Genomic DNA, 24221 nt, shown 5'->3' with positions numbered 1-24221 from the left:
TCAATAGTGTATAATTGAACTACAGGCTTTTTTTTATGCGGTGGCGGATCTCATCTCTAATATGAAACCAAAAAGGGAGAGTGAGAAGAGTTCCCGTATACAATACTTATTAATTAGTGCTAAAGAAATATCAAGGAGTGCAAAAATGAACATCAAACAGCTTCGTTATGTTGTGGCAATCGCTAACAGTGGAACCTTTCGTGAGGCCAGTGAGCAGCTCTTTGTGAGTCAGCCTTCCATGTCAATTGCGGTGAAGGATTTGGAGCAAGAGCTTAATTTCCAAATTTTTGAACGGACGAATACAGGAGCTAGCTTGACGATTGAAGGCGAGCGTTTTTATGAGCAAGCTCAAGGGATTTTACGAGACTTTGAAGCTTTTGAGTCGAAATACGCTAAGCCAAAAGAAGCAGAGCGTCATTTTTCAGTTGCAAGTCAGCACTATGACTTTCTTGCACCTGTAGGTGTTGAATTTTCAAAGAAAAATCCGGAAATCAAGAATTTCCGCGTCTTTGAATCAACAACTTATAATATTTTACAAGAAGTGGCTCAAGGTCATAGCGAGCTTGGTGTTGTGTACTTGAATAAGCATAATCGTTCTGGTATCTTACGTATGTTGGATAAGCTGGAGCTAGATTATGAAGAGCTTTTTATTTCACAAACGCATATTTATTTGCGCAAAAATCATCCTTTGACACGTAAGGAAAGTATCAAAACAAGTGATTTAAAAGCTTTGGACCGCGTACGTTTTACTCAAGAAAATGAACAATTTCTCTATTACTCAGAAGATCTCGTAGAAACTTTTGAAAATACGTTTATTTATAATGTAACGGACCGCGCAACATTAAATGGTATCTTAGAACGTACAGATGCTTATGCGACAGGTTTAGGATTTATTGATAAGGAAAGTGTACACAATGTTACAGTTATCCCAATGGATGGAGACAATGTAAACAGCTTAATTTTGGTTAAACAAAAAGGGCAACTTTTAACAGATGCAGCTAAGTCTTATAAGCGCAGTTTGGAAGTTTATTTTGAGAATTATAAGTTTTAGTCTCCTCAGAGTCTGGGCTAGAAAAAATACGAAAATTAGTGTAAAATAGAGCAGTATACAAATTTTGTAAAACATTTAACATAGGAGAACTCACATAATGGTAAAATTAGTTTTTGCACGTCACGGTGAATCAGAATGGAACTTGGCTAACCTTTTCACAGGTTGGGCTGATGTAGACCTTTCAGAAAACGGAACACAACAAGCAATTGATGCAGGTAAACTCATCAAAGCTGCAGGTATCGAATTTGATATTGCTTACACTTCTGTATTGAAACGTGCGATTAAAACTACAAACTATGCACTTGAATACTCTGACCAACTTTGGGTACCAGTTGTTAAAACTTGGCGCTTGAACGAACGTCACTACGGTGGTTTGACTGGCTTGAACAAGGCTGATGCTGCTGCAAAACACGGTGATGAGCAAGTTCACATCTGGCGTCGTTCATATGATGTGTTGCCACCAGCAATGCCACGTGACGATGAATACTCAGCACATGCTGACCGTCGTTATGCTAACCTTGAAGACAGCCTTATTCCTGATGCTGAAAACCTCAAAGTTACACTTGAACGTTCATTGCCATTCTGGGAAGATCAAATCGCTCCAGCTTTGAAAGATGGTAAAAACGTATTTGTTGGTGCGCACGGTAACTCAATCCGCGCATTGGTAAAACATATCAAACAACTTTCAGATGATGAAATCATGGATGTTGAAATCCCTAACTTCCCACCACTCGTGTTCGAATTTGATGATAATTTGAACCTTGTTAAGGAATACTACCTTGCACCAAAACAAGCGTAATTAATACGATAAAACCTGCATCAAGCAGGTTTTTTCTTTTCTTTAAAAAATGTAAGGTAAAATACAGCTTAATGTGGTAAAATGTTTAGGTATAAATATGACGAGTTAAAATTAGGATAGGGTTCCATGTCAGAAAAAAGAAAAACACGAAACGAATTAAACGGAAAAAAAGATAAAACACGTAAGTTATTGAAAAACCCAACCATGCTGGCATCTGGGCGCGTTAAGCTTCTCTTTTTTGTCATCACGGTTCTCTTTTTGGTTCTGATTGGTAAGCTGTACCATATGCAAATCATGAATCAAAGCTTTTATGAAAGCAAACAAGCAGGTGGTGCAGGCTCGTTACAAATTGTTCAAGGTGCACCACGTGGGAATATTTATGACGCGAAAGGTGTTCCCTTAGCAACAACAGAACCTGTTGAAGCAATCGAGTACACGCGCGGGCAAAATACGACAGCAGATGATATGCGCAAAATTGCGGATCGACTCGCCAGTGTCTTGACTTTGGATAATGATTTTAGACAAATTACCGAGCGAGATAAAAAAGACTATTTCTTGGCTGATGCCAATAATCTGGAGAAAATTGCTAAAAGTCTAACCAAAGAAGAAAAAACAGATGAAAAGGGCAACTCGCTTTCGGGCTCTGAAATTTATAATGTCCAACTTAGTAAGGTAACGGATGCTGATATCAATTTTAATGAGCAGCAAATGTTTGCGGTTAAGCTCTTTAAAGAGATGAATTCGACTACCATCTTTAATACAACGATTATTACAACAAGTAACCTTACAGCGGAGCAACAAGCCTATATTGGAGAACATGAAGGTGAACTACAGGGTATTTCTGTAGGAACCAGCTGGAACCGCAAATATGCAGATACAGCGCTTAAACCTATATTGGGTACAGTAACGACTCAGAAGCAAGGTGTTCCAGAAGAGCTACTAGAGGAATATCTTAAAGAAGGTTTCCAACGGAATGATCGTGTCGGGACTGCCTTTTTAGAGCAAGGTTATGAAAAGTACTTGCAGGGAACGCATACGATTAGTAATGTGTTGACAGATAAACAAGGAAATGTGACCGGAACGGAAGTGAAGCAAAAAGGAAGTAAGGGAGATAATCTCAAACTTACGGTTGATTTAAAATTCCAAAATGCTGTTGATAAGATTTTAGAAACCGAAATGAACAATATGATTGCCGATGGTTTTGGTACTTATTCTACAGGGGCCTATGCTGTTGTTTTGGATTCTAAGACAGGCGCAGTCCTGGCTTTGTCTGGTATCCACCGTGATGAAGAAACAGGAGCAATGGAGAGTAACGCCAATGGAACATTCCAATCTGCTTTTGTGCCAGGATCGGTTGTTAAGCCAGCAACGCTGACGGCAGGCTGGAACGCCAATGTTATAGCTGGCAATCAAATTCTTAATGATATGCCTATCCAGATAGCAGGATCAAGTTTGATCGAATCCTGGTTTACCAATGGAGCTCTTCCAATCACTGCTGTCCAAGCCTTAGAATATTCTTCTAATACGTACATGGTTCAAATAGCTCTCAAGATGCTTGGGCAGCCTTATGTCCCTAACATGGCTGTCGATGGTACAGACCGTGTAGCTGCTTTCAAAAAGCTGCGTGAGGCCTTTGCTTCTTATGGAATGGGAACCTCAACAGGTTTTGATATTCCTGGAGAAACGCCAGGCTATATTACAGCTGCAGATAAAATAACGGTTTCTGACTTGCTCATGGAATCCTTCGGACAGTTCGATACCTACACGCCGCTGCAACTTGCAACTTATGGTATGACTTTAGCGAATAATGGCGAACGTTTAGCACCACATATTGTAGAGGGTATCTATGAAACTAACTCTGAAGGTGGCATGGGTAAACTCGTTAAAAATATCACCCCTAAAATCATGGACAAAGTGAATATCACACCAGAAAATATGGATGTCCTACATAACGGGATGTATCAAGTTGTTCACGGGAATGATTTTGTAAATGGACAAATCGGTGCTACAGGTTACTATATGCGTCCTTCACAAGGTGCTCAAGTTTCAATTTCCGCTAAAACAGGTACTGCCGAAGTGACCTACAAGGGTGTTCCAGTAACAGTGAATAACGTTGTTGCCTATGCTCCAACAGAAAATCCCCAAATTTCTATCGGTGTCATGGTCCCACAAACAACGATTAAAGAAGGTGGAGTAACCTCAAAAATTAGCCAAAATATCACCCGTGAGATTACTAACCTCTATAACTCAATGTATCACTTTAAATAAAATAAAAAACCAGCTCAATTAGAGTTGGTTTTATTTTAAGCTTTTTTGACTAAAAAATAGCTATAACGAATTAAAACGTAAGTGACTGCTAAGAAGGCAATCACAAGTTCTATCAGGGATAGAGGAGTGAGTAAGGCGCTGAAGCTAGGGTAACTTTGAGCCAGAAGATGAACCGCAGTGGCAGAAATGACCAAAGGGAAGGTAAAGGCAGCATAGCTTGGGTAGAAAGGTAAACGGAGCAGAGGGGTAACAAGGAGTACAGTTGCAAGATAAATCAATTGTGAAAGCAAGAATAAACAGAAGACAAAAAGATTGGACTTGTTTTCTGTCACAGTAAGATAGGCTGCTAAACAGAGAGAACCTGGTGCTGTAAGAATAGTGATGAGGGGGAGAGTCGACTCATGCATTTTTTTGAAAATAAAGATACGATGAGTAATAATCGGAAGCAAAATCAAGTAGAAGAGAAGTGCAGGCCACAGTACGATGCGCCCGATTTCTACGTTAAAGACCGTTGCTGTATTGGGGATAACACCCAAACCTACAAAAGTAATAAACCAGCTCGGGTAGACATGAATCATTCCGACTTTTTGCGGTAGGATGTGAAGAGCGATAAAATAAGCCATCAAGATAAAATGTAAGAAAATCGCAAGTAGCCAAATGAAGTAAACCAGACTTGAGTGGGGAAAAATCCTATTGAGAAAGACACAAATGACCATCCAAGCCATAGTGAAAGTTGGGGAAACTGACCCAATGATAGGGTCCTTAAGAGCTTCCAGCAGATGGTGCATTGTAAAGATAAGTTTCAACATGATTAGAAACATAAAAAAGAGACCAACAAGGTCAAAGAAGTTTCCTAAAAATGCGAATCCTTTGGAATAAAGTAGATTTCCCAAAGATACCATACCTAAAATTAAACCACAAATAGGGATAGGAATTTTTTTCAAAAAATTTAAAAATAGTTGTTTCATCGAGAACTCCTAGTATTTATATAATTATTGAGTATGAGCTGTAGAGGATATAACAGTTCAATCACTGCTTTAAGTATAAAACACTTGATTTAATTTGTAAAATGAATTATTGTAATTATAGTAATAGAAAAAATTAATAAAAAACAAAGGAGATATGATGTTTTCACTGTTTGAAACCTTCATCGCCATATATGAAACGCGGAGTTTTACTAAAGCAGGACAGTACTTGTTTATTTCCCAGCCCACAGTGACAGTTAGAATAAAGAAGTTAGAAGAAGAAGTAGGAAGCTCTCTTTTCATCCGTGGGAAAAACCGTGAAGTTATTCCTACGGAAGCAGCAAAACTATTGTATAAGAAAGCGGTCCAATATGTTCAAGACTGGGAAAATTTGCAATCTGAGCTCAATCAAACCACGCTTGCCAAGAAACCTTTTAGGATTGGGGTATCACAGAGTGCAGCCATTGGAATTGTGCCTTTGTTATACCCTAAACTTGCTCCGTACTTGAATCAGATTGATTTGAAAATATCGATGTATGATTCAGAAAAAGTTTTTAATATGGTGGAAAATCATGATCTACATTTTGGTATTATCGAAAAACCGTTAGCAAGTGAGCAAGTAGAAGCTTTTCCGATGTTTAAAGATGAGTTGGTGCTTGCCGGACACTTGGAGAGCGAAACTTTCTTTACAAGAGAAGTTGGCTCAGGTGTGGGGCATTATATCAAGAAATATCTTCAAGAAGAAAGCTTTAAGCCACGTTACTTGGTAAGGATGAACAATAATGACATGATTATTGCCCACATAAAAGCCGGATTAGGTGTTTCTTTAATTTCAAAACGCTTTATTTCAGAAGGGATGCCGTATCAAAGTTTAGGGAGCAAATATCAGCGGAGCTTTACGAGCATCACTTATGCAGAAGAAAAAGACCCTCTTATGCTAGAAATTGTGCAGCATATCAGAGAATCTATCGTGGGAGATGTCGCATTAACCAGTTACCAATAGTGTGGTAGACTTCTTCATGTTCTGCCTCAAAGAGGATTTCATGGCGTAATTCAGGGAAAAGTTGGAGTTGGAGGTTATTAAACCCTGATTTTTGGAGTTTGTGATATACTTTTTGTGGCCCTTTACCCCAGTCGCCTACTGGATCATCAGCGCCGCTGATAATCAGTATTGGCAGGCTTGTGGGAATATTGCGCATCCAGTTTTTTTGATTAGCTCTATGGACCAGTGAGAAAAGTGTCGCAAAACCATTCCGTGTGAAAGTAAAACCAAGGAGTGGATCATTTTCATAGGTAGAGACATTGTTTTGGTTTTTGGAAAGCCAGTTGAAATTCCCAGCTTCAGGGAATTTTTTGCTATAGCTACCAAAAGCAAGCTTGTCAATCAAAGGAGCGATAGCTTTCGAGTTTTTTTTGCTTATTTTCTTAATGAAGGGCAGGAAGAAGTTCAAATGGAGAGGACTTGTCCCAGTCCCCATAAAGATTGCTCCTTGAATATCAACAGGATAATCTTGGAGAACGTTACGCAAAGCAAACGAGCCCATACTGTGTCCCATCATGAAATAAGGCAGCTTAGGGTGCTTTTCTTTGGTCCAAGTTTTAACCTTATAAATATCAGAGATGACATTTTTGGGACCATCTGCACCAAAGTAACCGTAAAGTGGATCGTTCTGTCGCACGGAATGACCATGTCCTAAGTGATCATGGCCGACAACTGCGAAACCCAAACTGTTGAGATAGAGGGCAAAAGCATGATAACGTTCGATATTTTCTGCCATGCCATGGACGAGCTGGATAATCGCCTTTGGATAATCAATCGGCCAGTAGAGAAGATGTAAATCAGTTTGCTTATCGCTAGATTGCAGAGTGTATTGTTCAACCATTGAGAAGTCCTCTTTCAGTAAATCTTTATCAGGATTGAAATTTATTATAACAAAAAAGCAGTCAAGCTGCTGTTGCTTGGAGAAAATTTAGCGCTCTTAGGAAGCATTTTGGTCTTAAATGTACAGAAATCTAAGTTATGGTATAATACACAATATCTCACATTCACAAGGCAGAACTATTTCCACAGAGTATAAGGGATAATCCTCAGTGTAGAAGGTGTGGTATAATAGTTATGACTTTATCACACTGAAAGAAGAAAGGAACGCATGGTATACTATCCAGAACCAATCGCTAAACTTATAGAAAGCTTTAGCAAACTGCCCGGTATCGGACAAAAAACAGCAACACGTCTAGCCTTTCACACGATTGGGATGGATGATCAGGATGTCAATGAATTTGCCCGAAACCTCATTTCGGCAAAACGTGATTTACGTTTTTGCTCGGTCTGTGGCAATCTGACAGAAAGTGATCCTTGTGCTATCTGTGAAGATCCTCTCCGTGATCGTACAACCATATTGGTTGTTGAAGAAAGTAAAGATGTCTTAGCAATGGAGAAAATCCGCGAATACAGAGGTCTGTATCATGTTTTACATGGGACGATTAGTCCGATGAATGGTATCGGTCCGGACGAGATTAATGTGAAAAGCCTTCTAACTCGTCTCATGGGTGACAGTGAGGTAGAAGAAGTTATCCTCGCGACTAATGCAACATCTGATGGCGAAGCAACGGCGATGTACCTTTCACGAATGATTAAGCCCGCAGGAATCAAAGTGACGCGCTTAGCGCGTGGCCTTGCAGTTGGCTCAGATATTGAATATGCGGATGAAGTTACCTTATCCAAAGCAGTTGAAAATCGTATGGAAATTTAAGTGGAGAAAATTATGTCAAAAGAAACATTGATTTTATTATATGGCGGCCGAAGTGCAGAACGAGAAGTATCCGTTCTTTCAGCTGAAAGCGTAATGCGTGCAGTGAATTATGACAAGTTCAGAGTGAAAACTTACTTCATCAGTCAAACTGGTGATTTTATAAAAACACAAGAATTTACTGAAACACCTGCAGAAAATGAAAAATTAATGACCAATGAAACGGTCAAGCCAGAACAAAAAGTTGCACCATCGGATATTTACGAAAAAGATGCAGTTGTTTTCCCTGTTTTACATGGGCCAATGGGCGAAGATGGTTCAATTCAAGGCTTCTTAGAAATTATGCGCCTCGCTTATGTTGGTCCCAATATTTTATCGGCCAGCAGTACAATGGATAAACTTTTAGCTAAGCATGTGTTTAGCGCTGTAGGTGTACCGCAAGTGCCTTATGTTGCAGCATATGCTGATGAAAATCAAGAAAAAATTCATGCAGAAGTTCACGAAAAACTGACTTTCCCTGTTTTTGTTAAGCCAGCCAATATGGGCTCAAGTGTCGGTATTTCTAAAGTTAACCGATTAGAAGAACTAGAGGCAGGTCTTGCAGAAGCTTACAAATATGATAACCGTGTAGTGATTGAACAAGGCGTTGATGCAAGAGAAATTGAATGTGCTGTTTTAGGCAATGGTGGCAAAGTACGTTCCACACTGCCTGGTGAAGTCGTTAAAGATGTTGACTTCTATGATTACCGTTCAAAATATATTGATAATAAAATCGAAATGGCAATTCCTGCAGATATTCCAGCAGAAGTCGCACATAAAATGCGCAACTATGCAGAGAAAGCTTATCAAGCAATGAATGGTGCTGGTCTTTCACGTTGTGACTTTTTCTATGATCAAAAAGGAGATATCTATCTTAACGAGATCAATGCAATTCCAGGATTTACACAATGGTCAATGTACCCGTTACTCTGGGAAAATATGGGACTTTCTTACAGTGAGTTGATTGAAGAGCTTGTTCATCTCGCTCAAGAAGCCTTCGAAATTCGTGAAAGTCATCTTTTATAAAACTGGAACAACTTCAGGCCACAAACCTGAAGTTTTTATTATCATTCTTTCTGCTTTAGCAGATTAGAATGATAATACGCAAGGAGCGAAGCGAGTTGTGATCCTTCCACTATTCTTTCTGCTTTAGCAGATTAGAATGATAATACGCAGGGAGCGAAGCGAGTGGTATGGGATGAGCTCACTCTTTTTGACAAATTATGAGTAGCTCTATATAATGAGAGGAAAGAGGAGATACATATGGGAACAATTTACGACAGCAAAACTAAAAATAGATTGAAAAGAGCCGATGGCCAGCTGCAAGGCGTGTTGCGTATGCTGGAAGAAGAAAAAGATTGTGATGCAGTAGTGACACAACTTAAAGCAGTACGCTCAAGCTTAGACAGTCTCATCGGCTTGATTGTAGCTGAAAATTTACAAAACTGTCTTCTTTTATTAGAAGATGACGATGAAAAAGAACGTGAGAAGAAAATAAGTCAGGCAATAAAAATGATTATTAAAAAGTAATGGTTTTGAGCAGAAGATTGTAAGATTCCAGTTGGTAACCATGCACTGTATTTTTATGGAGAATTGGTGCGTTATGAAAGGACTTTTGGTATAATAAACTCATCATGAAACTAACACTACACGAAATAGCCCATATTGTCGGTGCAACAAATAACTGGTCAGAATTGGCAGATACAGAAATTCATAACATTGAGTTTGATAGCCGTAAGATCCAAGAAGGCGATCTCTTCTTGCCACTTAAAGGTGCAAGAGATGGTCATGAATTTATTGATACAGCTTTTGCGCAAGGCGCTCTTGCGACATTCGCTGAACAAGAAGTAGCTCAGCCTCACTTACGTGTTGAGGATTGTTTGGAAGCCTTCCAAAAATTAGCTCAGTATTATCTAGAAAAAACAGCAGTAGAAGTTATTGCTGTGACGGGATCAAATGGTAAAACGACGACGAAAGACATGATTCATGCTGTACTTTCGGAGAAATATAAGACCTATAAGACCCAAGGAAATTACAATAACGAAATTGGAATGCCGTACACCGTCCTTCATATGCCTGACGATACTGAAAAAATTGTATTGGAGATGGGCATGGATCGTCTGGGGGATATTGATCTTCTGTCTAAAATAGCCAAGCCAAGAATTGCAATCGTCACGCTTATTGGTGAGTCGCATTTAGAATTTTTTGGTACACGTGATAAGATTGCTGAAGGAAAGCTAGGTATCAAAGCAGGTTTGCGCTCAGGTGGCGAACTAATCGTACCTGCTGATAAAATTATCAATAAGTATTTACCAGCAGACACAAAAATTACCCGTTTTGGACCAGATGAGGATATTTTTGTCACACAGCTTATCGAACACAAGAATCAACTCAGTTTTACAACAAACTTCTTAGACGAAGAAATTACAATTCCGGTGCCGGGTAAATTTAATGCAACTAATGCAATGCTCGCCGCCTATGTTGGGACTTTGCTAGACGTTGAAGAAGACGAGATCAGACATGCTCTATCCCATGTTTCCTTAACCCGTAACCGGACAGAGTGGAAGAAAGCAAGTAATGGTGCAGATATCCTTAGTGATGTGTACAATGCTAATCCAACAGCCATGAAACTTATCTTAGAAACCTTTCAAGCCATTCCGAAAAATGAAGGGGGTCGTAAACTCACAGTTCTTGCCGATATGCTTGAGTTGGGTGATCAAGCTCCAGAACTTCATGCAAGCATTGCCGCAGCAATTGATTTCTCGAAAATGGATCACGTTTACCTCTATGGCGACTTGATGAAGTATCTTCTAGCAGAATTACCAGAAGATAAAGTATCATACTTTGGAAATCTTGAGCAATTGACTGAGGAGCTTCAAAGCACACTTCAGCCTCAAGATCAACTCTTACTTAAAGGCTCTAACAGCATGAAATTAGGGACAATTGTTGAAGAACTACAAAACTAAGCACGTAAGTGCTTTTTTATTATCATTCTTTCTGCTTTAGCAGATTAGAATGATAATACGCAGGGAGCGAAGCGAGTTGTGATCCTCCCACTATTCTTTCTGCTTTAGCAGATTAGAATGATAATACGCAGGGAGCGAAGCGAGTTGTGATCCTCCCACTATTCTTTCTGCTTTAGCAGATTAGAATGATAATACGCAGGGAGCGAAGCGAGTTGTGATCCTCCCACTATTCTTTCTGCTTAGCAGATTAGAATGATAATACACAAAGAGTGCGAGGAGAATTAGCCTTACTTTTTTTCTTTTTCATAATAAATATTGTGCTAAGAGCAAAATTATATTGTGAAATTTTCAGATAACGTTCGGAAATGACGTATAAAAAAATTAAATGGCAAAAATTTAGAAAAAATATGTAGAAAAGTCTTTACAATTCAGATTGAATTAAGTATAATAGAGAACATAATAAATTTTCAGACAATAATAAACAAATGAAAATTGTCGGATAAGTCAAACAGAAAGAGGATGTTACATGGATAATTGGAAAAAAGTATCATTAGGAACACTTGCCCTGGCTTCGGTCGGGCTCTTGGCAGCATGTGGAAATGGCGGAGGTGGCTCTAAGACAGCTAACCCACAACTTTCCGTTCCGACAAATATTGCTACATTGGATTCAGGCTTGGCTACAGACACTTACTCAAACCTCTTCATCGGGAATACCCAAGAAGGATTGACACGTGTAGATGACAAAGGTGTAGCGCAAAACGCGATGGCATCAGATATTAAAGTCTCTGATGATGGCTTAACATATACCATCACTTTGCGTGATGACTTGAAATGGTCAAACGGCGATGAATTGACAGCAAAAGACTTCCTTTATTCATGGCAACGTGCTGTAAACCCTGCAACAGGTTCACAATACGCGTACTTGCTTGGTAACATCAAGAATGCCAATGAAATTAACACAGGTAAGATTAAAGACCTTAACGAGTTGGGTGTAAAAGCTAATGGCGACCACGAGTTGGTGATTACTTTGACACAACCAACGCCATACTTTAAATTCCTCTTGGCAAATAGTGTTTACTATCCTGTAAACAAAGCAGCAGTAGAAGAATTTGGTAAACAATACGGAACTTCATCTGATAAAGTCGTTTACTCTGGACCATTCATCTTCAAAAAAGATGCAGGTTGGACAGGGACAAACAACAGTTATTCCCTTGTTAAAAACCCAGATTACTATGACAAAGACAATGTAAAATCAGACGAAATTGATTACACTGTTCAATCTAACCCTAACACAGCAGTTCAACTCTTCAAACAAGGAAAATTGGACCAAGCCAGCTTAGGTACGATGGACTTGTACAACGCCAATAAAGGCTACAATGATGGTAAAGACCTTGTTGTCTTGAAAGAAGCAACTACAGCTTACCTTCAATATAACCAATCTGGCGGTGGTACAACAAGCCCAGAAGTGGCTAAAGCATTGCAAAATAAAAATATCCGTGACGCTTTGAATCTTGCGACTGACCGTAAGAGTATCGTTGATCAGTTCATTCCAGCGGGTACAGTAGCACAAACATTCACACCAGCAGGTATGTCTGTCACAGCAGATGGTAAAGACTTTGCCGAGTTTGCAAAACAAGATTACAACTTTGATGCTGCAAAAGCTAAAGAACTTTGGGAAAAAGGTCTGAAAGAAATTGGTGTGACATCACTGAACATTCAGTACACAACCGATGCAGATGCGCCAGTTTCAAAATCTGTTGCTGACTTCTTGCAAGCCTCACTTTCTAAAACATTGCCAGGCTTGACACTTACTCAAAAAATCGTACCTTTCCAACAACGTTTGAAAGATTCACAAAACCAAAACTTTGATGTGGTACTCTCTCTCTGGGGTGGTCACTACGCTGAACCATCAACATTCTTGCAACTCTTTGCAGATGGCTCAGGTTATAACGATGGTAAATTTGTAAATCCTGCATATCAAGCAGCATGGACAAAAGCATCAACATTGCCAGTGGTCTTGGATGACAAAGCACGTGATGCAGCATATAAAGATGCTGAAGCAGCACTCTTTAATGAATCAAGCATCAACCCACTGTATTACCGTGCAACACCAGCACTCCGTAACCCACACCTTAAAGGTTTGCAATTCAACTCAACAGGTTTGTCTTACGATCTCAAAGGTGTTTACATCGAAAAATAGTAGGCACTAACATCAAACGAATAAGTAGGGCTTATTAGGCCTACTTTTCGTGTTTTTATTAAGGAATTTTTATATGTTAGCTAAATATCTTGTAAAACGTATCTTATTGATGCTCTTGACATTATTTGTAGTTATTACAGCGACTTTCTTCTTGATGCAGGTAATGCCAGGAACACCCTTTAATAACCCCAAATTAACTCCAGAGCAAATCCAACAATTAAATGTTGCATATGGTTTAGATAAACCTCTTATCGTGCAGTACTTCATTTATCTCCAAAATGCTTTCACGGGTAACTTTGGTACATCATTTACCTTTGCCAACCAACCTGTAAGCACAATGATCGCACAACGTCTTCCGGTTTCAGCTCAACTTGGTTTCCAAGCTTTGATTATCGGTGTCGTTGTCGGAACATTCTTTGGTGTCGTTGCTGCTCGCTTTAAAAACACATGGGTAGATGGACTTTTAAGTATTATCTCTACAGTCTTCTTCTCTGTACCTTCCTTCATCGTGGGTACTTTACTCCTTCTTTACTTTGGTTACACTTGGGAACTTCTTCCAGTATCAGGTTGGGGAACATTTGCGCAAACAATTTTACCGTCACTTGCGCTCTCCTTTGCTCCAATGTCACAGGTCATGAGTTTCGTCCGTGCACAGATGATTGAGTCACTTTCATCAGATTATATCCTTCTGGCACGTGCCAAAGGTCTCTCTGACCGTGAAGTTCTATGGAAACATGCTATTCGTAACTCATTGATTCCAATGTTGACGCTTATTGGCCCAATGAGTGCCGGGCTCTTGACAGGATCTGTTCTTATTGAGTCGATCTTCTCGATTCCTGGTATCGGTCAACAGTTTGTACAGTCGATTCCTTCAAAAGATTTCCCTGTCATCATGGGTACCACAGTTGTTTATGCCGTAATGCTGATGGCGATGATTTTGATCACCGATATTATTACAGCATTTGTTGACCCACGTGTACGTTTGGACTAGAAAGGAGGGGAGAAAATGGAAAATATTAACAGTAAATTTAAACTTGTAACAAATCGTGATTTTGAAGCGAGTGAAATGATCGCAAAACCCGCCCTCACTTTCTGGCAAGATGCATGGCGTCGTTTTAAGAAAAATAAAGTAGCAATGGTAGCGATGGTTGTCGTTATCTTCACCTTGTTGTTTTCAGTGGTTTCAACAGTTTTTGTCCCGCAATCAGCAGCGAATAACTTTGACCCTAATGCGGTTCAAACTTATAAAAACTTACCTCCTAAGCTAGGAAATGTCAATATTCCTGGCTGGAACGGTAATTTTGCAGCACCAGGAAGCACAATCGCAGAAGACTTATACCAAGTGCAAAATGTACCAGAAGGCGAATCTTTTATCTTTGGTACAGACTCTTTAGGACGTTCGATTGCGAAACGTACTATTGTTGGTTTACGTATTTCATTGATTATCGCTTTTGCCTCTATCGTCTTTGACGTACTGATTGGGATTACTTATGGATTAATCTCTGGCTGGATTGGCGGAAAAGTAGATACTGTCATGCAACGTATCATTGAGATTATCAGCTCTATCCCAAGTTTGGTTATTGTAACCATGTTTGGACTCTTACTTGGGCAAGGTATCGTTTCAATCGTCCTTGCTATTGGTCTCTTTATTTGGACAGGAATTGCCCGGCAGGTAAGGAATATGACCTTGTCACTCAAGGAACGTGAATTTGTTCTTGCCGCGAAGACATTAGGTGCTAGCCCATTCAAAATCATGGTTAAACACCTTATTCCAAACATGTTAGGTGTTATTATCGTACAAATTATGTTTGATATTCCATCGGTAATTTTCTTTGAAGCTGTTCTTTCAGCGATTAATTTGGGGGTTAAACCACCAACAGCATCGCTAGGTTCATTGATATCAGATGGTATTCAAAGCTTGCAATTCTATCCATTCCAAGTTGCAGTACCTGCAGTAGTCTTGTCTCTCTTGTCACTCGCCTTCTTCCTCTTTGGTTACGGCTTACGTGACGCTTTCGATCCAAAATCAGGACAAGATTAAGAAATGAGGAAGTAAAATGACTGAAAAAGAAGAAAAAGTACTTGAAGTAAAAAATCTGCATGTTCATTTCAAAACATATGCTGGGAAGGTTAAAGCCATCCGTGACGTTTCGTTTGATTTGAAAAAAGGGGAAACCTTAGCTATCGTTGGTGAATCAGGTTCGGGAAAATCTGTAACCACAAAAACGCTTATGGGCCTCAATGCTGCAAATGCCGAAATCCCTAAAGGAGAGATTCTCTTTAAAGGACGTAATCTCCTCGACATCAAAGAAGAAGATTGGCAAAAGATTCGGGGTAACGAAATCTCGATGATTTTCCAAGATCCGATGACTTCCCTTGATCCAACCATGCGTATCGGTAACCAAATTGCTGAACCATTGATTAAGCACAGAGGGATGAAGAAGAAAGAAGCTTTGGTGAAAGCTTTGGAATTGATGAAGGCTGTAGGAATCCCTCAAAGTGAGCAGCACATCAACGACTACCCGCACCAATGGTCGGGTGGGATGCGCCAACGTGCAGTTATTGCCATCGCGCTTGCAGCTGATCCAGAAATTCTTATCGCAGACGAACCAACGACAGCTTTGGATGTTACTATCCAAGCACAAATCATGCAAATGATGTCAGAGCTCCAACAGCGTATCGAATCATCGATTATCTTTATTACCCATGATTTGGGGGTCGTTGCTGGTTTTGCTGATCGTGTTGCCGTGATGTATGCAGGAGAGATTGTGGAGTATGGGACAGTAGAAGAAATCTTCTACAACCCACAACACCCTTATACATGGGGGCTTCTCGATTCTATGCCAACGGTGGATACTGATGTTGAACGTTTGGTTTCCATTCCAGGAACACCTCCAGACTTGCTCAATCCACCAAAAGGAGATGCTTTTGCCTTGCGTAACCAACACGCTCTCGAAATTGACTTTGAAGAAGAGCCACCTTATTTTGAAGTGTCACCAACACATCAAGTAAAATCATGGCTCTTAGATGAACGCTTACCAAAAGTTCTGCCATCTGAAAATATCCAACAACGCTGGACACGTTGGGAAAAAATGAAAATGAAGGGAAATGCTGAATAATGACTGAAGAAAGAAAAAAACTTGTCGAATTCAAAGGTGTTGACCTGGTTTTCAACAAAGGAAAAAAGAATGTTAACAAAGCCATTAATGACGTTTCCTTTCATATCTATGAGGGAGAAACCTTTGGTCTTGTAGGTGAATCTGGTTCAGGTAAAACAACAATCGGCCGTGCGATCATGAAGCTTTACGACATCAATAAAGGAGAAATCCACTTTAATGGCAATGATGTCAGCAAGATTAAAGGTGCTGAGCTGAAAAAATTCCGTGAAAAAGTACAAATGATTTTCCAAGACCCCCAAGCCTCATTGAATGGCAGAATGCGGGTCAAAGACATTATTGCTGAAGGTATTGATGTCAATGGGTTGGCTAAGAATAACGAAGACCGTACAGAAAAGGTCAAAGAGCTTCTCAAACTCGTTGGTCTTAACCAAGACCACATGACACGTTATCCTCATGAGTTTTCAGGTGGTCAACGTCAACGTATCGGTATTGCCCGTGCCTTGGCGGTAAATCCTAAATTCATCGTGGCTGATGAGCCCATCTCAGCTTTGGATGTCTCTATTCAGGCACAGGTTGTTAACTTGATGCGTGATATTCAGGAAAAAGAAGGCTTGACTTATCTGTTCATCGCCCATGATTTATCGATGGTAAAATATATCTCTGACCGTATTGGAGTGATGCACTGGGGTAAAATTCTTGAGATCGGAACATCTGATCAGGTTTACAATAATGCTTTACATCCTTACACGCAATCTTTGTTGAGTGCCATTCCTGCACCGGATCCAATTTCAGAGCGTAGTCGTATTCCACAAGCTTACGATCCAACAACAGAGTTGGATGGACAGCCACGTGAACTGCGTGAAATCACACCGGGACACTTTGTGCTTTCAACTGAAGAAGAAGCCGAAAAATACAGAAAAATTGCAATGGCATAAAAAACAGCTGCACCTTGGAAGGTGTAGTTTTTTTATAAATCATAAAAGTATCTAAGGACTATTTTATTACTGAATTTATCTTAAATGGTATAAAATGAAGTTAAGGTGAGACACATTATTTTTATAAACGAAAGAGGAGAGAGGAAGGATAATGAACTTTTTTACTGAAATTATAAGTAACCAAATTTTAATCACGGCCATCGTGGGATGGTTTGCTGCACAAATTATCAAAATTATTGTTGATATGTTTCGGTACCGTAAACTGGATTGGCGATTGCTTTTTGCTACAGGCGGTATGCCGAGCTCGCACAGTGCTTTAGTGGTTTCTATGACCACAGCGACAGGTCTTTCGCAAGGTTTTGACTCTGCGGTATTTGCTGTTGCCACTGTTTTTGCATTTGTCGTGATGTATGATGCGCAAGGAATAAGGCGTCAAGCAGGGACACATGCTTATATTTTAAATATCATTATCAAAACAATCGAAAACCCCAAGATAAATGCAGAAAAAGCCTTGAAAGAACTTCTAGGTCATACACCTTTTCAAGTCTTGGGGGGAGCAATTTTAGGAATTATTGTGGCCCTTTTAATGAATTAAAGAGATAACAAACCTCCTAAAAGCCATATAGCAATTGATAAAGAACAGTTTCCTTGTTTTTTTGCTATAATAATAAGGCATATATTTTGATAAGAATAGGTTAAAAAATGAATAGAGCAGAAGAAATAAAAAAACGTCGTACCTTTGCCATCATCAGTTACCCGGATGCTGGTAAAACAACAATAACAGAACAACTCCTTAAATTTGGTGGAGCAATCCGTGAGGCCGGAACGGTCAAAGCACGTAAAACAGGAAATTTTGCAAAATCGGACTGGATGGACATTGAAAAAGAACGGGGAATTTCCGTGACTTCATCTGTTATGCAATTTGACTATGCGGGCAAGCGTGTGAATATCTTGGATACACCAGGGCACGAGGACTTCTCTGAGGACACTTACCGTACCTTGATGGCCGTTGATGCTGCTGTTATGGTTATTGACAGCGCCAAAGGTATCGAGGCCCAAACCAAAAAACTTTTTCAAGTTGTAAAACGTCGGGGCATTCCTGTGTTTACCTTCATTAATAAATTGGACCGTGATGGTCGTGAACCTCTTGATTTACTGAGTGAATTGGAAGATATCTTGGGTATCGCTTCTGTGCCTATGAACTGGCCAATCGGGATGGGGAAAAATTTTCAAGGTCTCTATGATTTCTATAATAAACGTATCGAAGTTTATCAACCTGAAAATGGCGAGCGTTTCATTGAGTTTGAGGAAAATGGAGAAATCGATGCCAGCCATCCGCTGACAAGCAACCCTTTCTATGCACAAGCTATGGAAGATGCGGAGCTCTTACTTGATGCAGGGAATGAATTTAACGAGGAAGAAGTGCTTGCTGGTAAGTTAACACCTGTCTTCTTTGGCTCGGCCTTGACGGACTTTGGTGTTGAAACTTTCTTGGATACCTTCTTAACTTATGCGCCAGAGCCAAATGGACATAAGACTGTCGAAGATGAAATCATTGATCCATTACGTGAAGAGTTTTCAGGTTTTGTCTTTAAGATTCAAGCCAACATGGATATTCGTCATCGTGACCGAATTGCCTTTGTACGCATTGTATCGGGAGAATTTGAACGAGGAATGGGCGTAAAACTCCTTCGTACAGGGAAACAAGTCAAACTTTCAAATGTGACTCAGTTCATGGCAGAATCTCGTGAAAATGTCGAAAATGCGGTAGCAGGTGATATCATTGGGGTTTACGATACAGGAACTTATCAGGTCGGTGATACGCTGACTACAGGTAAACTCAAAACGGCTTTTGAGCCCTTACCAACGTTCACACCAGAACTCTTTATGCGCGTGACTGCTAAAAACGTCATGAAGCAAAAATCATTCCAAAAAGGTATTGAGCAGCTGGTGCAAGAAGGAGCAATTCAGCTCTATAAAACCTATACGACAGGTGAAATCATGCTTGGCGCGGTTGGTCAACTGCAATTTGAAGTTTTCAAACACCGTATGGAGAATGAGTACAATTCAGAAATCATCATGACACCGATGGGCAGCAAAACAGTCCGTTGGATTAAACCCGAAGATTTAGATGAAAAAATGTCGTCAAGCCGTAATATCTTAGCACGAGATCGCTTTGACCATCCTCTCTTCCTTTTTGAAAACGACTTTGCTATGCGTTGGTTTAAAGACAAATACCCCGATGTTGAGTTGATGGAGCAATTTTCTGTTTAAGAGATAATCAAAAAAAAAAGCCCCCGGTGGGTTTTTTTTATGTTGACGAGAGAGTGCCGGGCTTTTATAGACCTTTATTGTATTTTATTGTATTATGCAAGGCTTTAAATATCTTGCATATTCAAGGTATATTTTTCAAAAGTATAGTATAATGATATATGTTTGATAAACAAAGGAAAAACAAAGGAAATAAAATGAAATGAAGAATAATATTTTGAAAGTAGTAGGGCTTATAGCTTTATTTTTTTCTCTTTCCAGTTTAAGTATTACCAAGATTATCCCAGAAGTAATAAACATTTCCCAGCCCGTGGATATTGCGCTCCGTGCTTACAGTTTATTGGGAAGTGTTAGTCTGTTCTATCTTTTACTTATATTGTTTAAAAATAATGGGTTATGGTTTAACCAGTTAAACAATAGAAAATTTGTGGAATGGAATAAACTTTTACTTTTCCCGATAATTTTCATTGTCTATTTTGTCTTTCATGTCTTCATGATTTTAACAGAGAATATTAGTAATGGTAATTTTGAGTGGACTTACATTTCTTTAAATTTAAACCTGTTGGTAGAACGTTATGTACCATTGACGTTACTTATAATAGTAGGGATCCTTTTGCTGGAAAAAATCGCGGATAAGAAAGGAAAAAAATCTTGGAGAATTTTAGAGTGGGTACCTACACTAAAACGTGAAGATATTTTTGTCTCTCTCTTAAGTTTTTTAGCCTTTAGTGATTATTTGCTGCGAGATTTGATTTGGAAGACAAGCTTTGGACCTCATAATTCTCGAGGAGTTTATCAACTGCAGTATGCTTCTGAAAAAATATTGGCACGTCAAGATTTCATGAGGTTAGTCGGCGCTTATCTGTTTATCTTTATTGTTGTTTTTACGTTGAGTTATTTGGTTTTTAAAGGCGTATCTGCTTTTTACAAAAAACAAAAGAACTTTGCCTTGGTTTTTGTAAGTAGCTTGTTTTTAGCCATCATTTTTAATTATTTTATCCAAGTTTCGATAAAGTCAGATACTTTTGTTACCTTCCATGGGACGATAGCTACGGGAGCGACAGCATTTCAAGTATTCGTTTTAACTTTACTTTTTATACTTGCATATCTGCTTATTAATCGATACTTGGCAGCGACAGCACTAAACATTGTTGCAGCCTCGCTTTTTAGTTTTGCCAATGGGATTAAGTTTTCTGAGCGCCAAGAACCTATTTATGTTTCTGAACTCTCTTGGCTGTCTAACCCTCAAACCTTACTTTCTTTTGTTGATGTGAAAAGTATTGTACTTGTGATTGGCTTAGGAGTCGTTGTGACCCTAGCTGTTATTTTTCTAAGTAGAAAGTTCTTTCCGGGTAAATTACTGACTTGGAAAACACGTGGTTTAACTCTTATGGCTTTGGTTTTGGTTTATCTTCCGATATCTCAAAATTTTAAAACTTTTACAAAACCTGCGAATCAAGTGAAGGTTCCTATACTGACACGCTATATGAATGTATCAAATGGAGATATTTTATGGAAAGGCTCTACTCATACAGCAAGGACGAAATCTTTATCCTATCTTTGGTTGAGACAAATTTATGGAGCAGCTATGGAGGAGCCTTTAGGTTATAGTGAAGAAAAAGTTAAGGAAATAGCAGAAAAATACAGCAAACTAGCTGTGGATATTAACACTTCACGTGAACAAGAGATTAATGAGCAAACAGTTATCTATATTTTGAGCGAGTCTTTAGCTAATCCAAATCGTGTCAATGGTATTACACTTTCCGAAAATCCTCTTCAAAATATTGATCAACTCAAAAACTCTGCGTCTGGGGGACTCATGTATGCTGATGGCTATGGCGGCGGTACAGCAAATATGGAAGCACAAACACTGACGGGATTGCCTAAGGTTAATTATTCAAGCGATGTGTCGATTATTAATTCCGATGTTTTACCCAATATGCCTTTTATTCCATCAATTTCTGATCATTTTACGAATAAGATAGCACTTCATCCAGAAAATGCTGCTAATTATAACCGAAATAAGGTTTACAAAAAGTTGGATTTCGACCACTTCTATGCACTTTCTAACACCAAGGATGGGGATATATTGAAAAATCAAAAAAGACTTGATGGTGTTGTTTCTGATGCACAAGTGTATGAAGATGTTTTATCAAAAATAAATCCAGAAGAATCACAGTTTTTCAGCGTTTTAACGATGCAAAATCATATGCCTTATACACGCTATGGAGGAACTTCACAAATCACAGCTACAGGTGCAGGTTATAGTCCTACAAGCAATAACCTGTTGCAAAATTATGTAAGAAAAATCAATGAGAGCGATTTAGCGACACAGGAGTTTATCCAGAAGTTAGAGAAAATAGATAAAAAAATCACAGTTGTCTTTTATGGAGATCACTTGCCTAATATCTACCCTAATCCTTCTGAAAACTTCGCAGATGATGTGCGCAAGCAGTATCAAACGGATTATTTTATCTGGAGCAATAGAGGAAACAAAAATGATAAACAAGAAGACTTGAATTCAGCAGAATTTATTCCTGCTTTGTTTGAGGCAACTGGTTCAAAAGTATCGCCTTACTATGCTCTCTTGTCAGAAGTGATGTGGAGCTTGCCAGCAGAATATAATTCTTCGCTTTCAACTCAAGTTGACTTAAATGAGGAACAGAAAAAACTTGCAGAAGATTTAAAAATTATCCAGTATGATTTAACTTCTGGTAAACATTATTTGGAAGAAAGTTTACCGTTTTTCCAAATCCAATAATAAAAAAGTAAAAAATCGTTTGTGAATGACTATAAGAGGAGTTCCAAATGATTTTTTTTAGTTTTACCTCTTTAAAAAAATATTTTAAAAAGAAAAAAATAGTAAGCATTTACATATTTAAAAGTATGATATAATAGTAAAGTTATATATTCAGGCGAGTTAAGACAAAGATTTTTTCGCCTGTAACTGAGCTTTCGAGCTTGGTCGTCATATTTGCCAGTGGCAAATTTAGAAAATTATAGGTGAAACAATTGAAATTCAACGAACTCGGCCTTTCAGAAGGCATTGTCGAGACGCTTACAGCTATCGGTTATGAGCAACCAACTCCAATCCAAGAGCAAACGATTCAACTTGCGCTCTCAGGACGCGACGTCCTTGGACAAGCTCAAACAGGTACTGGTAAAACAGCCGCTTTTGGCCTTCCAACAATCGAAAAAATTAATCCAGAAAATAAAGCAATTCAAGCTCTTGTAATTGCTCCAACCCGTGAACTCGCTGTTCAAGGTCAAGAAGAACTCTTCCGCTTTGGTAAATCTAAAGGACTTAAAGTTCGCACTGTTTTTGGTGGTTCAAGCATCGAAAAACAAATCAAAGCTTTGCGTTCAGGTGCCCATATCGTTGTCGGCACACCAGGACGTATGGTTGACTTGCTTAAACGTAAAGCACTTGACCTTTCACACCTTGAAACATTGATTCTTGATGAAGCAGATGAAATGCTTAATATGGGCTTCCTTGATGATATTGAATTCATCATTGGTAAAACACCAGCAGAACGTCAAACTTTACTCTTCTCAGCAACAATGCCAAATGACATCAAAAAAATCGGTGTCAAATTCATGAAAGATCCTGAGCATATCAAAGTTGCAGCTAAAGAAATGACAGCTGACCGTATTGATCAATACTTTATCAAAACAAAAGAATTTGAAAAATTCGATGTTTTGACACGCTTGCTTGATGTGGAACGTCCAGAACTTGCTATCGTCTTTGGGCGTACAAAACGTCGTGTTGACGAAATCACACGAGGCTTGAAATTACGTGGTTACCGTGCCGAAGGCATTCACGGCGACTTGGATCAAAACAAACGTTTACGCGTTTTACGCGATTTTAAAGGCGGTCACTTGGATATCTTGGTTGCTACTGACGTTGCAGCCCGTGGACTTGACATCTCAGGTGTAACTCACGTTTACAACTATGACATTACACAAGACCAAGAAAGCTACGTTTACCGTATCGGACGTACAGGCCGTGCTGGTAAGTCAGGTCGCTCTGTAACCTTCGTAAGCTACAATGAAATGGGCTATCTCCGTGCCATTGAAAAATTGACCAAGAAAGAAATGAAAGGTATGCGTCCACCAACAAAAGAAGATGCTTACCAAGCCAGTCTTTCTGTTGCTATGGATGAAATTAAACGTGATCTCCAAGATGGCAACCTCAAAGGTAAATTAGCAAAATTTGATGCAGATGCAGAGCAACTCATGGCAGAATACGATGTCAAAGAATTAGTTGCAATGCTTATTCAAAGCCGTGTGAAAGATCCTGACACAATGCCAGAAGTACAAATTACAGCTGAACGTCCATTACCGTTTAATGGTGAGGGCAAAGGCTTTAAGGGCAAAGGTAAAGGCGGAAAAGGTGGCGGCCGTTATGGACGTGACCGTAACAACAATCGCGGCGGCCGTGGCGGCGATCGTGATGGTAAGGGCGGTTACCGTGGTAAAGGCGGCGATCGCGATGACAAAAAGCGCAATTGGCGTGACCGTGACGATAAAAAACGTGATTACTACAAAAAAGACCGCAAACCAAAAACACAAGGCAGTGAAAAACAAGCTGGCTTTGTAATGCGTAACCGCGGCGATAAATAAAATATCCCAAGAGAAAACTTGTGTTTATCTAATGATGATAAAAACCTCAGCTTAATGCTGAGGTTTTTTGTTTTAAATGAAGTGGACTTTATTATGCAACAATGTAATTAGTTTGCGCTCCATGAGATATAGGATTCTGAGAAGTGCTCAATCGTAGATAAGATGAACATATTAGATATTAAGTAGTACTTAAGAATCCTTCTTTTAAATTCCTCATATCTTTTTTATTTTTAAA

General features: G+C 39.2%; 19 protein-coding genes. 17 read left to right on the top strand and 2 right to left on the bottom strand.

The window, feature by feature from the left end; all coding sequences use genetic code 11:
- Positions 1–145 precede the first annotated feature (145 nt).
- From VNN39_RS02465 to VNN39_RS02455, 3 genes are all read left to right on the top strand, one after another.
- Complete coding sequence (locus tag VNN39_RS02465; RefSeq protein WP_017368787.1) at positions 146–1051, top strand: LysR family transcriptional regulator; 906 nt, start codon at positions 146–148, stop codon at positions 1049–1051.
- Between the two features lie 97 nt (positions 1052–1148).
- Positions 1149–1850 carry a phosphoglycerate mutase gene (locus tag VNN39_RS02460; protein WP_003133801.1) on the top strand — a complete coding sequence of 234 codons (702 nt, stop codon included), beginning with the start codon at positions 1149–1151 and terminating at the stop codon, positions 1848–1850.
- A gap of 126 nt (positions 1851–1976) precedes the next feature.
- Positions 1977–4118, top strand: a complete 2142-nt coding sequence (locus VNN39_RS02455) for a penicillin-binding transpeptidase domain-containing protein (RefSeq protein ID WP_270264564.1) — start codon at positions 1977–1979, stop codon at positions 4116–4118.
- A 35-nt stretch (positions 4119–4153) separates the two neighbouring features.
- On the opposite strand, the gene VNN39_RS02450 is transcribed toward VNN39_RS02455, so the two are convergent.
- Complete coding sequence (locus tag VNN39_RS02450; RefSeq protein ID WP_338997812.1) at positions 4154–5086, bottom strand: TDT family transporter; 933 nt, start codon at positions 5084–5086, stop codon at positions 4154–4156.
- A 157-nt stretch (positions 5087–5243) separates the two neighbouring features.
- Between VNN39_RS02450 and VNN39_RS02445 the strand changes: the two genes are divergently transcribed.
- Positions 5244–6086, top strand: coding sequence for a LysR family transcriptional regulator (locus VNN39_RS02445; protein WP_338997811.1), 843 nt, complete (start codon positions 5244–5246; stop codon positions 6084–6086).
- On the opposite strand, the gene VNN39_RS02440 is transcribed toward VNN39_RS02445, so the two are convergent.
- Entirely contained in the window at positions 6049–6966 is a 918-nt protein-coding gene (locus tag VNN39_RS02440; protein ID WP_338997810.1) for an alpha/beta hydrolase, read from the bottom strand. The two genes, VNN39_RS02445 and VNN39_RS02440, sit on opposite strands and share 38 nt — an antisense overlap.
- Before the next feature lie 267 nt (positions 6967–7233).
- Here VNN39_RS02440 and recR point away from each other — a divergent pair, with 267 nt between their 5' ends.
- The 13 genes from recR (at position 7234) to VNN39_RS02375 (ending at position 23986) form a co-directional block, all read left to right on the top strand.
- Positions 7234–7836 (top strand): recombination mediator RecR, encoded by a 603-nt coding sequence (gene recR, locus VNN39_RS02435; RefSeq protein ID WP_017368792.1) that lies wholly within the window; start codon positions 7234–7236, stop codon positions 7834–7836.
- A gap of 12 nt (positions 7837–7848) precedes the next feature.
- The gene (locus tag VNN39_RS02430; protein WP_165711804.1) at positions 7849–8898 is read left to right on the top strand and encodes a D-alanine--D-alanine ligase; all 1050 of its coding nucleotides are present in this window, start codon (positions 7849–7851) and stop codon (positions 8896–8898) included.
- A 237-nt stretch (positions 8899–9135) separates the two neighbouring features.
- Positions 9136–9402 carry a metal-sensitive transcriptional regulator gene (locus VNN39_RS02425; protein WP_019294199.1) on the top strand — a complete coding sequence of 89 codons (267 nt, stop codon included), beginning with the start codon at positions 9136–9138 and terminating at the stop codon, positions 9400–9402.
- 104 nt (positions 9403–9506) lie between these two features.
- Complete coding sequence (locus tag VNN39_RS02420) at positions 9507–10838, top strand: UDP-N-acetylmuramoyl-tripeptide--D-alanyl-D-alanine ligase (RefSeq protein WP_270740721.1); 1332 nt, start codon at positions 9507–9509, stop codon at positions 10836–10838.
- A 526-nt stretch (positions 10839–11364) separates the two neighbouring features.
- The gene (locus VNN39_RS02415) at positions 11365–13038 is read left to right on the top strand and encodes a peptide ABC transporter substrate-binding protein (protein WP_338997809.1); all 1674 of its coding nucleotides are present in this window, start codon (positions 11365–11367) and stop codon (positions 13036–13038) included.
- Positions 13039–13111: 73 nt separating this feature from the next.
- On the top strand, positions 13112–14029 hold the full coding sequence (locus VNN39_RS02410; RefSeq protein WP_003133819.1) for an ABC transporter permease: 918 nt from the start codon (positions 13112–13114) through the stop codon (positions 14027–14029).
- Positions 14030–14044: 15 nt separating this feature from the next.
- Positions 14045–15079, top strand: coding sequence for an ABC transporter permease (locus VNN39_RS02405; RefSeq protein ID WP_165711806.1), 1035 nt, complete (start codon positions 14045–14047; stop codon positions 15077–15079).
- Between the two features lie 16 nt (positions 15080–15095).
- Entirely contained in the window at positions 15096–16157 is a 1062-nt protein-coding gene (locus tag VNN39_RS02400; RefSeq protein ID WP_338997808.1) for an ABC transporter ATP-binding protein, read from the top strand.
- Entirely contained in the window at positions 16157–17092 is a 936-nt protein-coding gene (locus VNN39_RS02395) for an ABC transporter ATP-binding protein (protein WP_017368800.1), read from the top strand. Before VNN39_RS02400 ends, VNN39_RS02395 begins: the two co-directional genes overlap by 1 nt.
- Positions 17093–17243: 151 nt before the next feature.
- Positions 17244–17687 carry a divergent PAP2 family protein gene (locus VNN39_RS02390; protein ID WP_165711807.1) on the top strand — a complete coding sequence of 148 codons (444 nt, stop codon included), beginning with the start codon at positions 17244–17246 and terminating at the stop codon, positions 17685–17687.
- Between the two features lie 107 nt (positions 17688–17794).
- Positions 17795–19366, top strand: coding sequence for a peptide chain release factor 3 (locus tag VNN39_RS02385; RefSeq protein WP_338997807.1), 1572 nt, complete (start codon positions 17795–17797; stop codon positions 19364–19366).
- Positions 19367–19565: 199 nt separating this feature from the next.
- Complete coding sequence (locus tag VNN39_RS02380; protein WP_338997806.1) at positions 19566–22124, top strand: LTA synthase family protein; 2559 nt, start codon at positions 19566–19568, stop codon at positions 22122–22124.
- Positions 22125–22375: 251 nt separating this feature from the next.
- Positions 22376–23986, top strand: a complete 1611-nt coding sequence (locus VNN39_RS02375) for a DEAD/DEAH box helicase (RefSeq protein WP_338997805.1) — start codon at positions 22376–22378, stop codon at positions 23984–23986.
- Positions 23987–24221: the final 235 nt, after the last annotated feature.

Source organism: Lactococcus formosensis, assembly GCF_037892375.1.
GTDB classification, from domain to species: Bacteria; Bacillota; Bacilli; order Lactobacillales; family Streptococcaceae; genus Lactococcus; species Lactococcus formosensis.
The sequence above is the reverse complement of the archived record's forward strand: the minus strand, read 5'-3'. Positions and strand labels throughout refer to the sequence as shown.

Excerpts from the sequence above, each read along its gene's own strand:
- VNN39_RS02465 (WP_017368787.1), top strand. The coding sequence starts at position 146 with ATGAACATCAAACAGCTTCGTTATGTTGTGGCAATCGCTAACAGTGGA.
- VNN39_RS02460 (WP_003133801.1), top strand. The coding sequence starts at position 1,149 with ATGGTAAAATTAGTTTTTGCACGTCACGGTGAATCAGAATGGAACTTG.
- VNN39_RS02455 (WP_270264564.1), top strand. The coding sequence starts at position 1,977 with ATGTCAGAAAAAAGAAAAACACGAAACGAATTAAACGGAAAAAAAGAT.
- VNN39_RS02450 (WP_338997812.1), bottom strand. The coding sequence starts at position 5,086 with ATGAAACAACTATTTTTAAATTTTTTGAAAAAAATTCCTATCCCTATT.
- VNN39_RS02445 (WP_338997811.1), top strand. The coding sequence starts at position 5,244 with ATGTTTTCACTGTTTGAAACCTTCATCGCCATATATGAAACGCGGAGT.
- VNN39_RS02440 (WP_338997810.1), bottom strand. The coding sequence starts at position 6,966 with ATGGTTGAACAATACACTCTGCAATCTAGCGATAAGCAAACTGATTTA.
- recR (WP_017368792.1), top strand. The coding sequence starts at position 7,234 with ATGGTATACTATCCAGAACCAATCGCTAAACTTATAGAAAGCTTTAGC.
- VNN39_RS02430 (WP_165711804.1), top strand. The coding sequence starts at position 7,849 with ATGTCAAAAGAAACATTGATTTTATTATATGGCGGCCGAAGTGCAGAA.
- VNN39_RS02425 (WP_019294199.1), top strand. The coding sequence starts at position 9,136 with ATGGGAACAATTTACGACAGCAAAACTAAAAATAGATTGAAAAGAGCC.
- VNN39_RS02420 (WP_270740721.1), top strand. The coding sequence starts at position 9,507 with ATGAAACTAACACTACACGAAATAGCCCATATTGTCGGTGCAACAAAT.
- VNN39_RS02415 (WP_338997809.1), top strand. The coding sequence starts at position 11,365 with ATGGATAATTGGAAAAAAGTATCATTAGGAACACTTGCCCTGGCTTCG.
- VNN39_RS02410 (WP_003133819.1), top strand. The coding sequence starts at position 13,112 with ATGTTAGCTAAATATCTTGTAAAACGTATCTTATTGATGCTCTTGACA.
- VNN39_RS02405 (WP_165711806.1), top strand. The coding sequence starts at position 14,045 with ATGGAAAATATTAACAGTAAATTTAAACTTGTAACAAATCGTGATTTT.
- VNN39_RS02400 (WP_338997808.1), top strand. The coding sequence starts at position 15,096 with ATGACTGAAAAAGAAGAAAAAGTACTTGAAGTAAAAAATCTGCATGTT.
- VNN39_RS02395 (WP_017368800.1), top strand. The coding sequence starts at position 16,157 with ATGACTGAAGAAAGAAAAAAACTTGTCGAATTCAAAGGTGTTGACCTG.
- VNN39_RS02390 (WP_165711807.1), top strand. The coding sequence starts at position 17,244 with ATGAACTTTTTTACTGAAATTATAAGTAACCAAATTTTAATCACGGCC.
- VNN39_RS02385 (WP_338997807.1), top strand. The coding sequence starts at position 17,795 with ATGAATAGAGCAGAAGAAATAAAAAAACGTCGTACCTTTGCCATCATC.
- VNN39_RS02380 (WP_338997806.1), top strand. The coding sequence starts at position 19,566 with ATGAAGAATAATATTTTGAAAGTAGTAGGGCTTATAGCTTTATTTTTT.